At 74.8% G+C, this 17,327-nt stretch carries 9 protein-coding genes; 6 read left to right on the forward strand and 3 right to left on the reverse strand.

Going from position 1 to position 17,327, the window contains the following annotated elements:
* The first annotated feature begins 49 nt into the window (after window positions 1–49).
* The 4 genes from aroB (at window position 50) to ACFQS7_RS12640 (ending at window position 8,231) form a co-directional block, all read left to right on the forward strand.
* The gene (gene aroB, locus ACFQS7_RS12625) at window positions 50–1,825 is read left to right on the forward strand and encodes a 3-dehydroquinate synthase (protein WP_380067430.1); all 1,776 of its coding nucleotides are present in this window, start codon (window positions 50–52) and stop codon (window positions 1,823–1,825) included.
* 66 nt (window positions 1,826–1,891) lie between these two features.
* Entirely contained in the window at window positions 1,892–3,796 is a 1,905-nt protein-coding gene (locus ACFQS7_RS12630; RefSeq protein WP_380067431.1) for a primary-amine oxidase, read from the forward strand.
* Window positions 3,797–3,915: 119 nt separating this feature from the next.
* A complete protein-coding gene (locus ACFQS7_RS12635) occupies window positions 3,916–5,907 on the forward strand; it encodes an HWE histidine kinase domain-containing protein (protein WP_380067432.1) in 1,992 nt (663 codons plus the stop codon).
* Between the two features lie 251 nt (window positions 5,908–6,158).
* The gene (locus ACFQS7_RS12640) at window positions 6,159–8,231 is read left to right on the forward strand and encodes an HWE histidine kinase domain-containing protein (RefSeq protein WP_380067433.1); all 2,073 of its coding nucleotides are present in this window, start codon (window positions 6,159–6,161) and stop codon (window positions 8,229–8,231) included.
* A 121-nt stretch (window positions 8,232–8,352) separates the two neighbouring features.
* Here ACFQS7_RS12640 and ACFQS7_RS12645 read toward each other — a convergent pair whose 3' ends face one another.
* Window positions 8,353–10,128 carry a PAS domain-containing protein gene (locus ACFQS7_RS12645; protein ID WP_380067434.1) on the reverse strand — a complete coding sequence of 592 codons (1,776 nt, stop codon included), beginning with the start codon at window positions 10,126–10,128 and terminating at the stop codon, window positions 8,353–8,355.
* Between the two features lie 293 nt (window positions 10,129–10,421).
* On the opposite strand from ACFQS7_RS12645, the gene ACFQS7_RS12650 reads away from it, so the two are divergent.
* A complete protein-coding gene (locus ACFQS7_RS12650; RefSeq protein WP_380067435.1) occupies window positions 10,422–11,036 on the forward strand; it encodes a DUF2889 domain-containing protein in 615 nt (204 codons plus the stop codon).
* Window positions 11,037–11,171: 135 nt separating this feature from the next.
* Here ACFQS7_RS12650 and ACFQS7_RS12655 read toward each other — a convergent pair whose 3' ends face one another.
* Entirely contained in the window at window positions 11,172–12,293 is a 1,122-nt protein-coding gene (locus tag ACFQS7_RS12655; RefSeq protein ID WP_380067436.1) for an anhydro-N-acetylmuramic acid kinase, read from the reverse strand.
* A gap of 69 nt (window positions 12,294–12,362) precedes the next feature.
* Between ACFQS7_RS12655 and tyrS the strand changes: the two genes are divergently transcribed.
* Window positions 12,363–13,610 carry a tyrosine--tRNA ligase gene (tyrS, locus tag ACFQS7_RS12660; protein WP_380067437.1) on the forward strand — a complete coding sequence of 416 codons (1,248 nt, stop codon included), beginning with the start codon at window positions 12,363–12,365 and terminating at the stop codon, window positions 13,608–13,610.
* A gap of 105 nt (window positions 13,611–13,715) precedes the next feature.
* Here tyrS and ACFQS7_RS12665 read toward each other — a convergent pair whose 3' ends face one another.
* Complete coding sequence (locus ACFQS7_RS12665; RefSeq protein ID WP_380067438.1) at window positions 13,716–17,312, reverse strand: AsmA-like C-terminal region-containing protein; 3,597 nt, start codon at window positions 17,310–17,312, stop codon at window positions 13,716–13,718.
* Between the last annotated feature and the right edge of the window lie 15 nt (window positions 17,313–17,327).

The raw sequence follows: 17,327 nt of genomic DNA on the forward strand, positions 1-17,327 counted from the left end.
GCGGGCGGGGTCCTCGCGCGGAAGCCGCGGTGTGCTAGCCTTGGGGACCGTGTCACGCAACATCGCCACCGCCTGCGCATCGTCCGGCCCGGCTGCCCCGCCCGGCCAGCCCGCCGGCCCGAACCAGACCCCCGCGCCCGATTGGGCCGGGACCGCGCCCGAATCCCTGCCCGCCGCCGGCGCCTGGCGGCAGGGCCGCAGCGTCGTGCTCGTCGGCATGCCGGGGTCGGGCAAGTCCTCGATCGGCCGGCGGCTGGCGCTGCGGCTGGGCCTGCCCTTCCTGGATGCGGATACCGAGATCGAGGCCGCGGCCGGCCTGCCGATCACCGAGATCTTCTCCCGCTACGGCGAGCCGCATTTCCGCGACGGGGAACGCCGGGTGATCACCCGGCTGCTGGCCGGCCCGCCGGTGGTGCTGGCGACCGGCGGCGGCGCCTTCGCCGATGACCGCACCCGGGCGGCGATCCGCCGGTCGGGCGCCATCTCGCTCTGGCTGCGCTGCCGGCTGCCGGTGCTGATGCGCCGCGTCGCCGGGCGCGACCATCGGCCGATGTTCCTGAACGCCGATCCCGCGGAGGTGCTCCAGCGGCTGATGACGGCGCGCCATCCCCTCTATGCCGAGGCCGATCTCGTGATCCAGTGCACCGATGAAAGCCCGGATTCCACCACGCGCCGGGTGCAGGAGGCGCTGCAGGGCTGGACGCCGCCGGCCCGGCTGCCGGTGACGCTGGGCGAGCGCAGCTACGACATCGTGGTCGGCGAGGGCCTGCTGGAACGCGCCGGCGCCCTGCTGGCCCCGGTGCTGCCGGCGCGGCGGGTGGTGGTGGTGACGGACGAGAACGTCGCGCCGCTGCATTTGCCGGCGCTGCGGGCGGGGCTGGAGGAGGCGGGCTTCGCCACGCTGGCCGAGATCATCGTCCCGGCCGGCGAGGCGAGCAAGGATTTCGCCGTCCTGCAATCGGTGCTGGAGCAGATGCTGGGCGCCGGCGCCGACCGCCGCACCACGGTGGTGGCGCTGGGCGGCGGCGTGGTCGGCGACCTGGCCGGCTTCGCCGCATCGGTCGCGCTGCGCGGCCTGCCCTTCGTGCAGGTGCCGACCAGCCTGCTGGCGCAGGTGGACAGCAGCGTCGGCGGCAAGACGGGGATCAACCTGTCGCTCGGCAAGAACCTGGTCGGCGCCTTCCACCAGCCGCGCATCGTGCTGGCCGACATGGCGACGCTGCGCACCCTGCCGCCGCGCGAATTGCGCGCCGGCTACGGCGAGGTCGCCAAGCACGGGCTGCTGTCGGGCGAGACGCTGTGGCGCTGGTGCGAGGCGCATGGCGCGGCGCTGGTCGCCGGCGACGCCGCGGCCCAGGCGCATGCCGTGCTGGAAAGCTGCCGGCTGAAATCCGCGGTGGTGGCGGGCGACGAGCGCGAGGAGAGCGCCGAGGGCGGCCGCGCCCTGCTCAACCTCGGCCATACCTTCGGCCATGCGCTGGAATCCGAAAGCGGCTATGGCGGGCTGGTCCTGCACGGCGAGGCGGTGGGCGTCGGGCTCGGCCTGGCCGCGGCGCTGTCGGCCCGGCTCGGCCAGTGCAGCCAGGAATTGCCGGGGCGGGTGATCTCTCATCTCGAGGCCTGCGGCATGCCGGCCCGCATCCGCGACCTGCCGCGGAAATATTCGACCGCGGCGCTGCTGGGGCGGATGCGCAAGGACAAGAAGGTGCGCGACGGCGCCCTGCGCTTCGTCCTGCTGCGCGGCCCGGGCGAGGCCTTCACCGCCGGCGACGTGCCGGTGGCGCTGGTCGAGAGCCTGCTGCGCGACGAGGGGGCGGAGGCCTGAGCGGCCTTACCCGGCGCCCGGCAACCGCGTAGCCTCCCGCCCGATCCTTCGCGCGAGAGCCCCCGCATGACCGCCACCCACCCGCTCGACCCGCTGACCCCCGACGAGATCCGCCAGGCCGCCGCCCTGGTGCGCGGCGCGCACGACCTCGGCGCGGGGATGCTGTTCGAGACCATCTCGCTCGACGAGCCGTCGAAGGACATCGTCGGCGGCTTCCGCCCGGGCGATCCCATCCCCCGCCGCGCCTTCGTCTGCGCCTTCGACCGCACCGACGGCCGGGTCTTCGAGGCGCGGCTCGACCTCGTCGCCGGCACGGTGCTCGACTGGCGGCACATCCCCGGCGTCCGCCCGCGCATCCTGCTCGACGACGTCCTGCTGGTCGGCCGCGTGGCGCGGGCCGATCCGCGCTTCGTCGCCGCCCTGGCGAAGCGTGGCATCACCGATATCGACAAGGTCCAGGTGGACCCCTGGTCGGCCGGCAATTACGGCCTGCCGGACGAGGTGGGGCGGCGCATCTCGCACACCTTCTGCTGGTACCGCTCCTCCCCCGACGACAACGGCTATGCGCATCCGATCGAGGGGCTCTGCGCGGTCATCGACCTCGACCGCGCCGAGGTGCTGCGGATCGACGACTATGGCGCGGCGGAAGTCCCGATGACGGACCGCAACTACGCCGCCAAGTTCCGGACCGAGTTCCGCGACGACATCAGGCCGCTGGAGATCATCCAGTCGGCCGGCTCCAGCTTCACGGTGGAGGGCAACGAGGTCGCCTGGCAGAAATGGCGCTTCCGCGTCGGCTTCAACGCCCGCGAGGGCCTGGTGCTGCACGCCCTGGGCTACGAGGATGCCGGAAGGCTGCGCCCCGTGCTGCACCGCGCCGCGCTGTCCGAGATGGTGGTGCCCTACGCCCATCCCGGCGGCGGCCATTTCCGCAAGAACGCCTTCGACGTCGGCGAGTACGGCATCGGCGTGCTGGCGAATTCGCTGACTCTGGGCTGCGACTGCCTCGGCGTCATCCGCTACTTCGACGCCTGGCTGGCCGACAGCAAGGGCGATCCCTACTGCATCAAGAGCGCGGTCTGCCTGCACGAGGAGGACCACGGCATCCTCTGGAAGCACACCGACCTCTTCACCGGCAAGGTCGAGGTGCGCCGCGCGCGACGGCTGGTCGTCTCCTCGATCTCGACCATCGGCAACTACGAATACGGCTCCTTCTGGTACCTGCACCAGGACGGCTCGATCCATTTCGAGATGAAGGCGACGGGCATCATGAACACCGCCGCGCTGCTGCCGGGCGAGGCACCGCGCTTCGGCAGCATCGTCTCGCCCGGCGTCCAGGCCCACTACCACCAGCACGTCTTCTGCATGCGGCTCGACCTGGACGTGGACGGCACCGCCAACCGGGTGGTCGAGGTCGATACCGTCGCCTTGCCGGAAGGCGAGGAGAACCCGCACGGCAACGCCTTCACCCTGGCCGAGACGGTGCTGGCCAGCGAGCTCGGCGCCCGGCGCAACGTCGACTTCGCCGCCGCCCGCGGCTGGCGGATCGAGAGCACGGCGGCGCGCAACGCGCTCGGCCAGCCGACCGCCTACCGGCTCGCGGTGCAGAACCCGCTGCCCACCTTCTCCCGGCCCGAGGCCAGCGTCACCCGCCGCGCCGCCTTCATGACGAAGCAGCTCTGGGTGACGGCCTTCGACCCGGAGGAGATGCACGCCGCCGGCCGCTACCCGAACCAGAGCAGCGGCGGCGACGGGCTGCCGGCCTGGACCGCCGCCGACCGGCCGCTCGACGGCGCCGACCTGGTCGTCTGGCACAGCTTCGGCCTGCACCACATCCCCCGCCCGGAGGACTTCCCGGTACAGCCGGTCATAACCTCCGGCTTCGCGCTGCACCCGGAAGGGTTCTTCGCCGAGAACCCGGCGCTCGACGTGCCGCCGGCCCGCAGCGCAATGAGTTGCTGTGTGGATTGATCGGCAGCGGCAAGACCCTGGCAAGCCTGCGGCCCGACCTTGTGGCCGCCGGCGACCTGTCGAATCCGTGTTTTGCCGTGGCGTTGACGCGCTGCTGCCGGCCAGCATCTAGGGTTGGTATGGCCGATACGATTCCGGAGCATCTTGGTACAAGTCGTACGCCATCGACCGCCGCCTTCCTGGCGGGCGGCGGCGGGATGGGCGCCCAGTTCCGGACCCATGACTGGTCGGGCACCCCGCTCGGTCCGCCCGGCGCCTGGCCGCCCGCGCTGAAGACCCTGGTCGCCGTCCTGCTCGGTGCCCGCCAGCCGATGTTCGTCGCCTGGGGGCCGGAGCGGACCATGCTCTACAACGACGGCTACGCCACGGTGCTCGGTGCCCGCCACCCGGCCGCGCTGGGCCGGCCTTTCCGTGAGGTCTGGTTCGACATCCTCGACGATATCGGCCCGATCCTGGAGCGCGCCTTCGCCGGCGAGGGCACGCATATGGACGACATCGCCCTGACCATGACCCGCCACGGCTACCTGGAGAAGACGTATTTCAGCTTCTCCTACACGCCGGTGCGGGACGAATCCGGGGCCGTCGCCGGGATGTTCTGCGCCTGCCGCGAGATCACCGGCCGGGTGATGGCCGGGCGCGCGCAGGAATTCCGCCTGGCGCTGGAAGCCCGGCTGCGCGACCTGGCCGAGCCGCGGGAGGTGCTGGCCGAAGCCGCCGCGGCGCTCGGCCGGCACCTCGGCTGCGACCGTGCCGGCTATGCCGAGGTCGCGGCCGACGACGCGCATTTCGTGGTCGAGGGCGAGTGGTGCGCCGCCGGCATGCCGAGCCTGTCCGGCCGCCGGCGGCTGGAGGAGTTCGGCCCGTCGCTGATCGCCGCGCTCCGCGCCGGCCACACGGTCCCCTTCGCCGACGCCTTGGCGGAGCCGCTGACCGCCGGCGCCGCCGCGGCCTTCGAGGCCGCCGAGGTCTGTGCCGCCATCACCGTGCCGCTGATCCAGGCCGGCCGCCTCGCCGCCGGCCTCTTCGTCCATCACCGCACGCCGCGGCGCTGGACGACGGCGGAGGTGGCGCTGGTGCAGGAGGCGGCGGAACGCACCGCGGCCGCGGTCGGCCGGGTCCGGGCCGAGGCCGCGCTGCGGGCGAGCGAGGCGCGCTGGCGCGGCCTCTTCACCCGGATGCAGGAGGGCTTCGCGCTCTGCGAGATGGTCCCGGCGGCGGATGGGCGCCCGCTGGATTTCCGCTACATCGAGGTCAATGCCGCCTGGGAGCGGCTGACCGGTCTGCCCGCCGCGCAGGTGGTCGGCCGGCTGGTCACCGAGGTCATCCCGGACATCGAGCCCTTCTGGGCCGAAACCTATGCGGGGGTGGTCGAGACCGGCGAGCCGGCCCATTTCGAATACCGCATCGCCGCGCTGGACCGCTGGTTCGAGGTCCTGGCCTACCCCACCGAGCCGGGCCGCTTCGTCGCGGTCTTCCTCAACATCACCGACCGCAAGCGGGCCGAGGCGCGGCAGGCGCTGCTGGCGCGGGAGGTCGAGCACCGGGCGAAGAACGCGCTGGCGGTGGTGCAGTCCGTGCTGCGGCTGACCCGGGCGCCGGACATGGCGGCCTATGTCCGCGCGGTGGAAGGGCGGGTCGCCGCCCTGTCCCGGGCGCAGACCCTGCTGGCCAACGACCACAGCGAGGGCGCCGAGCTGCACACCCTGCTGGCCGGCGAGCTGGCGCCCTTCCTCGCCGGCCAGCGGGTCGAGCTGGACGGGCCGCCGATGCTGCTGCCGGCGGTGGCGGCGCAGCCGGTGGCCATGGCGGTGCACGAGCTGGCGACCAACGCGGTGAAGCATGGCGCGCTGTCGGTCCCCGGTGGCCGGCTGGCGGTGCGCTGGAAGGTGCAGCCGGCCCGGCTGCTGCTGCGCTGGGCGGAGGCGGGCGGGCCGGCCGTGGCGGGGGCACCGGCGCGCCGCGGCTTCGGCAGCCGGGTGCTGGACGGCACGGTGCGCGGCCAGCTCGGCGGCACGGTGGTGCTGGACTGGGCGGCATCCGGGCTGGTCTGCGACCTGGACGTGCCGCTCGGCGGCCCGCCGCCGCCGCCGGACCTCGCCACGCCGGGATGACGCCGGCGGCGTGGTCGCACCGCGGGGGCCGCCGGCATGATCGCGGCGGGGTCGGATCGCCGGGGGCCGCACCGGCCGGGCAAGGCCGGGACCGGGTGCCCGGTGCCGAGGCCGCAGCCGCTGCCCGCGCACGGGGATGCGACAATTCCTGTGATATCGGACCGGGAAGAGGTTAAGCGGGTATTTCATTACCGTTAGGGTGTTCCGTGCGGCGCGCGCTGACCGGTGCCGGACGGAGGCCAAGGCCCGCCATGACGATCACGCTCCCCCTCGGCGCGGTGCTGGCTGCCGGCGCGTTCATCTCGACGCTGTCCATGCTGCTGCTACTGGGCACCTGGCGGGCCGCGGGCCGGCCGGCCTACCTGGCGGCCTGGGCCGGATTCTGCGGCCTCGGCACGATCGCCGTCCTGCTGCACGCGCTGCGCGGCCAGGTGCCGGAGGCCTTGCTCATCCTGGTGGCGACGCCGATCTATATCCTGGCCATGGCGCTGTTCTGGGCCGGCGCCCGGCGGCTGCGCGGCGCCGTGGCGCCGGGCTGGGCGGTCGCCCTCCCGCTGCTCCCCTGGTATGCCGGCTGCGCCGTCCCGGCGGTCTATGCCGCGGTGGATGCCCGCGTCGCGCTGGGCACCGTGATCTTCGCCGCGCTGGGGACGGCCGGCGGGGTCGAGCTGCTGCGGCTGCGCGGCAGCGCCAGCCTGCGCCGCGTGGCGCGGACAGTGGCGATCGTCGTCCTGTTCTCGAACAGCCTCCCCGTCTGGCGCGCCGGGCAGGCGCTGCTTGGCCTGCCGGTCAGCTTCAGCGGGGCCGGCTACCTGCTCGGCACGCTGCTGTTCGTGACGACCGGCTTCGCCGGCCTGGCACTGGCCAGCGTCCAGGCCGGCGAGCGCGATGCCGGCCTGGTCGCCGCCGCGGCGCAGCGCGAGGCCGCGGCGCTGGCCGCCGGCCGGGCCGAGATCGAGCGCCTGCTGTCCGGTCTGCCGGTCATCGTCTTCCTGCGCGACGTCGCTGCCGACGGGTCCTCCCGCCTGGTCTACCGCAACGGCGACACCGAGACGGTGACCGGCTGGCCGCCCGCGGAGATCCTGCCGCGCGACCGGGTGTGGCATCTGACCGGGCCGGAGAGGCAGGATTTCTCCGAACTCGCCAGGACCATCCTGCGGGACGGCGAGGGCAGGCTGGAATGGCGCCTGCGGCGGCCGGACGGCCGCTGGACCTGGCTGCGGTCGCATGGCCGCCGCCTGGCACTGCGGCCCGACGGCGGCAGCGAGGTGGTCGGCTACGTGGTCAACATCGACGCCGAGCGGGAGGCGGTGGCCCGCATCGGCGCGGCCGAGGCGGCGCGGGAATACGCGGCGGCGACCTTGCGGGAGAGCGAGGCCCGCTGGCATGGCCTGTTCTCCCGCATGCAGGAAGGCGTCGCGCTGTGCGAGCTGGTCGGCGGCGGCCCAGGGCCGCCCGCGGATTTCCGGCTGCTCGAGGTCAATGCCGCCTGGGAGGCACTGACCGGCCTGCCCGCCGCCGCGGCGGTCGGGCGGCTGTTGACCGAAGCGGTCCCGGAGCTCGCGCGGGGCTGGATCGACAGCTACGCGCGGGTGGCCGAGACCGGCGAGCCGGCGCGTGCCGAATACCGGCTCGCCACGCTGGACCGCTGGTTCGAGGTCCTGGCCTACCGCACCGAGCCGGGCCGCATCGCCCTGCTCCTGCTCGACGTCACCGACCGCAAGCGGGCGGAGGCGCGCCAGGCGCTGCTGGCACGGGAGGTCGACCACCGCGCCAAGAACGCCCTGGCGGTGGTGCAGTCCGTGCTGCGGCTCACCCAGGCACCCGATCTGCCGAGCTTCATCCGGACGGTGGAAGGGCGGGTCGCGGCGCTCGGCCGGGCGCAGTCGCTGCTGGCCAGCACCCGCTGGGATGGCGCCGACCTGCGCGCGCTGCTGGAGGGAGAGCTGGCGCCCTTCCTCGGCGGCCAGCGGCTGGAGCTGCGCGGGCCGCCGGTGGTCCTGCCGGCGGTCGCCGCCCAGCCGGTCGCCATGGCGGTGCACGAGCTGGCGACCAATGCGGTGAAGCATGGTGCGCTGTCGGTGCCGGGCGGGATGCTGGCGGTGCGCTGGACGGTGCGGCCGGCCCGGCCGACCCGGCTGCGGCTGCGCTGGGCGGAAGCCGGCGGACCGCCGGTGGCGGGGGCACCGGCCCGGCGCGGCTTCGGCAGCCGGGTGCTGGAGGGCACGGTGCGCGGCCAGCTCGGCGGCGCGGTCGAGCTCGACTGGGCGGCATCCGGGCTGGTCTGCGAGCTGGACGTGCCGCTCGAGGGCCAGGCTGGCTGAACCGGCCTCAGGCCAGCGGCCACGTGCCATGGCCGCCGGCCTGCCTTGCCCCGCGGCCAGGCGCCATTCGGCGCCGCGGCGGGCCTTGCCTGCCGCAGGACACGCGATGCGGGCCTTGGTATCACCCCGCTCTCGCCACCGCGGCCTCCAGCCCCAGCCGCAGCGTCACCCGCGTGCCCCGGTTCGCCGCGCTTTCGCTCGCCAGCTCGGCGCCGATCTGCTTCGCCAGCGCGCGGATCACCGTCGCCCCTAGCCGGCCGGCAGAGCTGTCGTCCGGCAGGCCGATGCCGCCATCGGCGACCGAGACCACCAGCCGGCCGCTCTCGGCCTGCGCCTCCAGCACCACCGGATGCGCCGCGCCCTCGGCCCGCTCGTGCCGCAGCGCATCCGCCACCAGTTCCGACAGGATCAGCGCCAGCGGGATCGCCCGCTCGGCATCCAGCGTCAGCCCGTCGGGCGCGGCGATGCGGATATCGGTGCCCGGCTGCTGCACCGAAGCCCCCGCCGCGAGCTCATGCAGCATGTCGGCAAGCCGCACGCTGCGCAGATCGGGGCTCATCTGCAGGGCGCGGTGCGCCTCGGCCACCGCCTGGACCCGGGCGGTCGCCGCCTCCAGCGCCTCGCGCGCCGCCGGCTCCTCGACCCGGCCGGCCTGCAGCCGCAGCAGGCCGGCGACCAGCTGCAGGCTGTTCTTGATGCGGTGCTCGGCCTCCCGCAGCAGGCGTTCCTGCGCCGCCACCGCCTCGCGCAGCGCTTCCTCGGCCTGGTGGCGTTCCTCCACGTCGGTGCAGGTTCCGACCCAGTGGCGGATGCGGCCGCCGGCATCGCGCACCGGCGCCGCCCGCAGCCGGTGCCAGCGATAGCCGCCGGCGGCGGTGCGGATGCGCGCGTCGGCGTCGTATTCCCCGCCCGTCGTCAGCGCCGCCGTCCAGGCCGTCTCCAGCCGGGCGAGGTCCTCCGGGTGCAGCGCCGCCATCCAGCCGCGGTCGGCCACCGCGCTCAGCCCGAGCCCGGTCAGCGCCCGCCAGCGGCGGTTGAGGTATTCCGGCCGCCCCGCCGCATCGGTCTGCCAGACCAGGTGCGGCATCGCCTCGGCCAAGGTGCGGAAGCGGTCCTCGCTGGCCCGCAGGCCCTGCTCGGCCTGGCGCCGCGCCTCGATGTCGGTGTTGGCGCCGACCCATTCGAGGATCCGTCCCGCCGCATCCCGCCGCGGCACCGCCCGCGCCGCGGTCCAGCGCCAGCCGCCGTCCGGCCGCTGCAGGCGGTACTCGACCTCGTAGGTCTCGCCGCTGGCCATCGCCGTCAGCCAGCGGTGCTGCACGCCGGCCTGGTCGGCCGGGTGGATCGCCGCCAGCCAGCCGAGGCCGGTGGACTGGGCATCGGTCTGCCCGGTCAACCGGTTCCACGCCGTGCTGTCGCGCAGCGCGCCGTCCGGCCCGGCGATCCAGACCGCCAGCGATCCCGCCTCGACCAGGGCGCGGTAGCGGGCCGACTGCGCCTCCCGCCCGGTGACGTCGCGCAGCAGCAGCAGGATGCCGGCGATGGCACCGCCGCTGCCGCGCACCGCGGAAGCCTCGGCATCCCAGAGCGGCGCCCCGCAGCCGGCGGCATGCGGCCCGAGCGCCAGGGCGACGGCATCCACCCGGCAGGCCTCGCCGGTGCCATGCACCTGGTCGAGCGACGCCAGCCGGTCGGCGCCGAGGCCGGGGAAGGCGTCCGCCAACCGTTGGCCGAGCAGCGCCGTCTCCTCCCGCCCGGTGGCGGCGAGGAAGGCAGGGTTGACGTAGCGGATGCGGTGTGCCGGCCCCTGCAGCACCACGACCGCCATGGGCGAAGCGCCGGCGAAGCCGCGGATGCAGTCGATATCGGGCAAGGCGGGCCGGCCATCATCGGGCATTGGAAATTCCCCCGGCTATGGCTTCGGTGAGGGGAACCATTAGCGGATCGCATATCTTCCTACGATGGGAGACCGGTCGCATCCCGATCACAGGGCAGCGAATGCGGCGCGACATTCGCGGCTCCGCCGCGGGACACGGACTTGCGGCTCCGCCGTTTGGTATGGACTTGCGGCTTCACCGTTTGGCATGGACTTGCGGCTCCGCCGCGGGGCTGCCCCCCGCCCGGCGGTGGTTCAACGCCGGTCGAAAGCAGGCTAGCAGTTGGTCGACCGTCCTGCCGGAGCCCGACCGCATGCCCCTTTCGCCGCCCGCACCGCGTGACATGCTGCATCGCCGCGAGATCGATATCCGCGGCTGGCGGCGCGCGGACGGCCTCTACGACATCGAGGCCCATCTGAAGGACAGCAAGGCGCATCCCTTCGAGAACGACGACCGCGGCACCATCCAGCCGGGCGAGCCGCTGCACGGCCTGTGGCTGCGGCTGACGGTGCGCGAGGACATGGAGATCGTCGCCACCGAGGCCGCCTCCGACCACACGCCCTATGCGGTCTGTCCCGCCGCCGCGCCGAATTTCACCCGGCTCGCCGGGCTGAGGATCGGCCCCGGCTTCGTCCGCGCGGCGAACGAGCGGGTCGGCGGCATCCATGGCTGCACCCATCTTCGGGAGATGCTGGGGCAGATGGCGACGACCGCCTTCCAGACGCTCTATCCCGTCCGCGCGGCGCGCGAACGGGCGGAGACGGCGCGCATCCTGGCCGGCGGCGGCACGGTGGCGAAGCGCCGGCCGGCCATGCTGGGCACCTGCATCGCCTATGCGCCGGACAGCCCGGTGACGCTGGCCCGGTGGCCCTGGCTGAAGGATGCCGCGCCGGCCGAGGTCGCCGCCGCGGAGGTCGTGGTGGAGTGATCCGGCGGCGCTGTCAGTGCCGCGGGCCGGAGGCCGGGCTGCCGCCGGGTCGCGGCGGCGCGTCGGCGGCCGCTGCTCCGGTCGCCACGCAAGGGGCCGCGGCGGCGCGGCGCTCCAGCAGGGATGCCACCCGCCTCAGCACCCCCGCCCGCTGATCCGCCCGCCGCCGAGCGGCCGCGGCGCGCCGGTGGTGCCGGGGAAGGTCAGCGGCAGCCCGTGCCAGCAGCGCGCCGCCAGCACGCCGAAGGCCTGCGCCTCCAGCGCGTCGCCGTTCCAGCCGACGCGTTCGACCGGCCGCACCGGCGCTTCCAGCGTGCCGGCCAGGGCCCGCATCATCGCCGGGTTGCGCCGGCCGCCGCCGGCCACCAGCCATTGCAGCGGCGGGTCGGGGAAATGCCGGGCGGCGGCGGCGACGCAGACCGCGGCGAAGGCGACCAGCGTCGCCGCGCCATCCCGCGGCGAGAGATCCTGCGCCCCGGCCTCCCGCAGCGCCCGGTCGAAATCCAGCCGGTCGAGCGATTTCGGCGGCGGCGCCGCCAGGTACGGGTGCGCCATCAGCCGGCCCAGCACCGCGCCGTCCGGCTGCCCGGCCAGGGCCAGCAGCCCGTCCACGTCGTAGTCGGTCTGCGCGTGGCGCCGCGCCCAGTCGTCGAGCGGCCCGTTGGCCGGGCCGGTGTCGAAGCCGAGCAGCCCGCCATCGCGGCCGATCCAGGTGACGTTGCCGACCCCGCCGAGGTTGAGCACCGCCAGCGGCTTGGGCAGCGCCGCCGCCATCACCGCATGCACCACCGGCACCAGCGGCGCGCCCTGGCCGCCGGCGGCGACGTCGGCGCTGCGGAAGTCGTGCGCGACGGGCAGGCCGATGCTGCGGGACAGCCAGGCGGCGTCGCCCACCTGCCAGGTGCGGCCCGGCGTCGTGTCCCCGGGGCGGGCCGGGCGGTGCAGGATGGTCTGGCCGTGGAAGCCGACCAGGTCGGCATCCTCCCCCAGGGTCCGCGCCACCTCGGCGCGCAGCGCCGCCACCGCCTCGGCATGCCGGACGGTGAGGCGGCGGACGCAATCGGCCAGGAAGGGGTCGCCTTCCGCGGTGCCGGCCGCCATATCGAGCAGCCTCCGCAGGTCGCGGCGCAGCGCGGGTTCGTAGGGCAGGGTCAGGGCCGGGCCGAGCCGCCCGATCGTCGCCCCGTCCGTTTCCACCCAGGCGGCATCCACCCCGTCGAGGGAGGTGCCGCTCATCAGCCCGATGGTTCTAAGCATGCGGCGGCCATGCTAGGGGAGCCGCCCCGGCGAAGCCAGCCGGGCCACGGTTAGGATCGAGTATTGGCGATGAGCGGCCCCGAGAGCGAGTTCCTGCGCGAGGCGCAGGCGCGCGGCTATATCCACCAGGTCACCGACGCGGCGGGGCTGGATGCGACGCTGCGGGCGGGAGCCGTCTCGGGCTATATCGGCTTCGACTGCACGGCGGACAGCCTGCATGTCGGCAGCCTGCTGCAGATCATGCTGCTGCGGCTGATGCAGCGCACCGGCCACCGCCCGGTGGTGCTGATGGGCGGCGGCACCACCAAGGTCGGCGACCCCTCGTTCCGGGACGAGGCACGCCCGCTGCTGGACGACGCCGCGATCGAGCGCAACAAGGCCGGCATCCGCCGCGTGTTCGACGCCTTCCTGAGCTTCGGGGAAGGCCCGACCGACGCGATCATGCTGGACAACGCCGAATGGCTGGACCAGCTGCGCTACATCCCCTTCCTGCGCGAGGTCGGCCGGCATTTCTCGGTCAACCGCATGCTGACCATGGACAGCGTCAGGCTGCGGCTGGACCGCGAGCAGAATCTCTCATTCCTCGAATTCAACTACATGCTGCTGCAGAGCTACGACTTCGCCGAGCTGCGGCGGCGCTACGGCGTGACGCTGCAGATGGGCGGCTCCGACCAGTGGGGCAACATCGTCATGGGGGTGGAGCTCTGCCGCCGGATGGCCAAGGGGTCCGAGGATGCCGAGGCCTTCGGCGTGACCACGCCGCTGATCACCAGCGCCTCGGGCGCCAAGATGGGCAAGACCGCGGCCGGCGCCATCTGGCTCAGCGCCGACAAGCTCAGCCCCTACGACTACTGGCAGTTCTGGCGGAACACCGAGGACGCCGACGTGGCGCGCTTCCTCGCCCTGTTCACCGAGCTGCCGATGGCGGAGGTCCGCCGGCTCGGCGCGCTGGAAGGCGCCGGGATCAACGAGGCGAAGAAGGTCCTGGCGACCGAGGCCTGCGCCCTGCTGCATGGCCGCGCCGCGGCCGAAGCCGCGGCCGAGACCGCCCGCCGCGCCTTCGAGCAGGGCGAGGCGGCCGACACCCTGCCCAGCCTGGCGCATGCCCTGCCGGCGCCGCTGGCCGACCTGCTGGTGGCGGCGAAGCTGGTCGCCAGCAAGGGCGAGGCGCGCCGGCTGGTGGCGCAGAACGGCGTCCGGCTGAACGATGCCCCGGTCGGCGACCCGCAGCTGGTGGTGGGCGAGGCCGACCTGCGCGACGGCGCCGCCAAGCTCTCGCTCGGCCGGAAGCGGCATGTGCTGGTGCGGGTGGGCTAGCGCCGCCTACCGGTCGCGCAGCGCCGCGCGGCCGGCCGGGCGGTTGCCGTTGCCGCCCTGCCGGCCGCGGTGGTCCACCGCCGGGTCGCGATAGGGCATGCCGCGCTACCGCTGCGCCGGCGTGCCCAGGCCGAACAGCCCGCGCAGGAAGCCCGGCGTCAGCGCCGCCAGCGGGTTCACCGAAACCTGCGGATCATCCAGCGGCCCCTGCACCCGGTAGGTCGCGGCGAAGACCCCGCCGCCCGCCTCCGGGCTGAACAGCCGGCCGAGGATCGGCAGCTTGCCGAGCAGGGTGTTGAACACATAGGCCGGCACGATGGTGCCCTCGATCGCCGCGATCCGCTTCTCCCGCAGCAGCTGCCCCTTGGCGGTCAGCCCCAGCGAAGCCGAGAAGGCCCGCGCATCGGTCAGCGTCAGCGCCTCCGGCGTCAGCACGAAGGGCGCGACCAGCCGGGTGAAGACCAGCCCGCTGCCGCCCCGGATCGCCTCCACCAGCCCGTACAGCGTCATCGCCTGCAGCAGCTTGGCCAGGGCCGGGGCGTCGCGCAGGACGAATTGCTCGAGCTCGGCGGTGCCCGCCAGCGCGGCGCCGGCGCGCAGCTGGTCGTAGTTGCCGCTGACCGAGAGCCGGCCGCCGCGGATCGAATCGGTCAGGTCCATCGCCTGCAGCAGGGCGCCGCCATCCGCCGCGGTCAGCCGCAGCAGCCGGTGCTGGCCCTGTGGTGCCAGGGTCAGGTCGAATTCGGCACCCGCGGTGCCGCCGGTGCGGCCGGTCGCCCGCAGCTCCCGCAGCAGGCCGGTGGCATCGCTCCGCACCCGCGCCTGGGTGGCGAAGACGTTGCGGCCCTCGCCCATGGTCATCCGGTCGAACCGCAGATCCAGCTGCAGCGGCAGGCCGTTCTCGTCCGGCGCGGTGGCCGGCGGCGGCGGCTGCCCCGGCGTGCCGAGCACCGGCCGCAGGTCGAGCACCGGACCGCGCAGGTCGGCCTGCCAGGGCCCGCCGGCGTGCTCCGGCCGGCGGACCTCGCCGCCGAAGCGGGACAGCCCCAGCCGGCCCTCGGCCAGCTCGAAGCGTTCCAGCCAGCCGCGCGGGCCGAACACGCCGCGGCCCTTCAGCGCCAGGTCCAGCGTCTCCAGCCGCATTGCCTCCATGCTGCCGAGCGTCTCGCCCTGCAGCCGCAGCGTGCCCTCGAAGCTCCCCGGCGTGCCGGGCGGCTTGGCCCAGCGCAGCGCCTCCACCCCCAACCGGGCGTCGCGCAGGTCGCCGCGCAGCGCGACGCTGGCCTGGCCGTTGCGGCGGCGCTCGTAGCGGGCGTCGAGCCCGACATGGCCGTCGAGCACCCGTCCGGTCTCGACGCCCAGCGCATTGACCTGGGCCGCGGTGAAGCGGCCGCCCAGCGTGCCGCGCTCGGTCACCTGGGACTGGCCGCCGTTGCGGAAATCCATCTCCAGGCCGAGCTTCACCGGCGCGCCGGCCCAGACCGCATGGCCGTTCAGCTTCAGCCCCTCGGTGTCCACCGCGAAGTCGAGGTTGCCGCGCTCCACGTCGCGCTCGACCAGCGCGCCGGGCAACCGCGCCTCGGTCACGCGGCCACGGGCGGCGATCTTCAGCAGGTCCATCGGCAGGTCGGCCAGCAGCGGGAAGCTGACCTCCAGCCGCGCCTCGGCCTGGCCGCCGGCGGCCTCGGCCTTCAGCTTGCGCTTCTCGAACAGCTTGAGGCGCGGGTGGCGCAGCAGGGCGAAGATCTCGGGCAGGGGCCCGGTGGTCAGGCCGGTGATCTCCGCCTGCTCGCTGTCGCTGTCGAGCCCGGAGAAGCGGACGGTGGCCTCCTTCACCTCGATCCCGCCCGGCCGGCCGTCCGGCAGCGCCTGGCGGCCGCCGCGGCCGCGCAGGATGACCTCGGCCGGGCCGAATTCGGCGGTGCCTGAGACGCCCAGGACCGGCGGCACCGGCCGCAGCCAGTGCACCGTCGCATCCACCATGTCGATCGTGCCGCTGAGATCGGTGACGGCGATGCGGTCGAGCGTCGCCGGGGCCTCGGCCGTCACCTGCCACCGGCCGTTGCGGATCTGCCCGGCGGTGAGGTTCTGCACCAGCCAGTCGCGGGTGTTGAAGGCCAGCCCCTTGGGCCAGTAGGCGTCGAGCTCCGCGGCGGCGAGGGCATCCAGCCGCAGCCCGGCCTGCAACAGCCAGCGGGCATCCCGCAGCCGCGCCTCGCCCGCCGCGGTGATGCTGGGCGGGACGCTGCCGGGGCCGGCGGCCTGCGGCCGCAGCAGCAGCCGGTCCAGCCGCAGCAGGCCGGGGGTATAGCTGGCGGCCAGCTCCGCCGTCGCCACCGCGACCCGGCTCCCCTGGCCGAGGTCGACCACCGCCCGGGTCAGGCCGAGGCCGAGCCGGGCGCTCTCCAGCACCACCGCATCGAGCGTCGGCGCGACCGCGAGGTCGAGCCGCGCCCGGGCGTCCTCCAGCAGGCCGGCGGGCAGGCTGCGCAGCGCCAGGGCGCGGGCCTCCGGCGCCAGCTCGGCCGGCCAGAGGAAAGGCAGCTCGGCGGCCTGCAGCGACCCGGCGGTGAGGTCGAGCCCGGCCTGCCAGGCGCCGTCGCGCTGCAGCACCTCGCCCTTCGCGGTCAGCACCGGGCCGGGCTGGCCGAGACGGCCGGGCAGCCGCAGCGATGCCTCCCGCACCGTCAGGGCCCGGCTGCTGCCTTCCACCGTGGCGACCAGCCCGGCCAGCGGCAGGCGCTGGCCCGGTGCCAGGACCAGGGCGCCCGGGCCCGCTTCCAGCCGTGCCTGCATCCGGTCCGGCCGGGCATCGGCGTCGAATTCGGCGCGCCCCGCGAGCGTCACCGGCGCATCCAGCAGTGCCAGCGGCGCCAGCGGCGGCCAGATGGTGGCAAGCTCCGCCGGCCGCAGCGCCGGCAGCAGCAGGCCGACCGAGAGCCGCATCGGGGTGCCGCGCGCCTCGCCCGAAAGCCGCACCGGCACGCTGACCGCGCCGGCCCGCAGCACCGCCTCGCCCTCGCCCGCCAGGCCGCCATCGGCGGCGCGGCGGAGGTCGATGCGCGGCTCCAGCAGGGTCCAGGTCAGGCCGGCGGCCGGGTCGGCCAGCACCGCCTCGCCGCCGCTGATCCGGATGCGCCGCAGCGCGGCGAAGGCGTCGCGGTCGGAGGCCGGCAGCATCAGGCCGGCCAGCAGCGTCGCCGGGTCGGTCTCCGTGGCCGGGGCGGCTTCGGCGGAGGCGCCGAGGCCGAGGGCGATGCCGCCATCGGTCAGCGTCGCGTGCAGCCGCGGGCGGCGCAGCTCGATCGTCGCCGGGGCGACGACGCCGCGCAGCAGGGCGCGGAAGGACAGGGTCAGCGCCGCCTCCGGCAGCTCGATCTCGGTGCCCGCGCCGCTCAGCCGTACCGCCCGCAGCCGGATGTCGAGCGGCGCGGCGGTCCCGCCGCGGAAGCCCTCCCAGGCAATGGCGGCCTGGCCGATGGACAGCCGCGGCCCGTCGGGGCGGGCATTGACCGTCGCCTCGATCCGGCGGGCGAGTTGCGGCAGGTCGAGCGGCTTCTCCGCCAGCCGCCAGGCCAGCAGGCCGAGCCCGGCCAGCGCCAGCACGACCGCGGCGAGGACCACCGCGACGCAGCGATGCGTCCAGCGCCAGGCCCAATGCGCACCGGGTGCGCGCGGCGCTTGACCTGGGGCCGTGGTCACGCCTTCCCTCGCGCA

The sequence above is a fragment of the Dankookia sp. GCM10030260 genome (assembly GCF_042666655.1).
Taxonomy (GTDB): Bacteria; Pseudomonadota; Alphaproteobacteria; order Acetobacterales; family Acetobacteraceae; genus Paracraurococcus.

What these genes read in the sequence shown, in the direction of transcription:
- ACFQS7_RS12630 (WP_380067431.1), top strand. Translation starts at nt 1,892, where the DNA reads ATGACCGCCACCCACCCGCTCGACCCGCTGACCCCCGACGAGATCCGC.
- ACFQS7_RS12635 (WP_380067432.1), top strand. Translation starts at nt 3,916, where the DNA reads ATGGCCGATACGATTCCGGAGCATCTTGGTACAAGTCGTACGCCATCG.
- ACFQS7_RS12640 (WP_380067433.1), top strand. Translation starts at nt 6,159, where the DNA reads ATGACGATCACGCTCCCCCTCGGCGCGGTGCTGGCTGCCGGCGCGTTC.
- ACFQS7_RS12645 (WP_380067434.1), bottom strand. Translation starts at nt 10,128, where the DNA reads ATGCCCGATGATGGCCGGCCCGCCTTGCCCGATATCGACTGCATCCGC.
- ACFQS7_RS12650 (WP_380067435.1), top strand. Translation starts at nt 10,422, where the DNA reads ATGCCCCTTTCGCCGCCCGCACCGCGTGACATGCTGCATCGCCGCGAG.
- ACFQS7_RS12655 (WP_380067436.1), bottom strand. Translation starts at nt 12,293, where the DNA reads ATGCTTAGAACCATCGGGCTGATGAGCGGCACCTCCCTCGACGGGGTG.
- tyrS (WP_380067437.1), top strand. Translation starts at nt 12,363, where the DNA reads ATGAGCGGCCCCGAGAGCGAGTTCCTGCGCGAGGCGCAGGCGCGCGGC.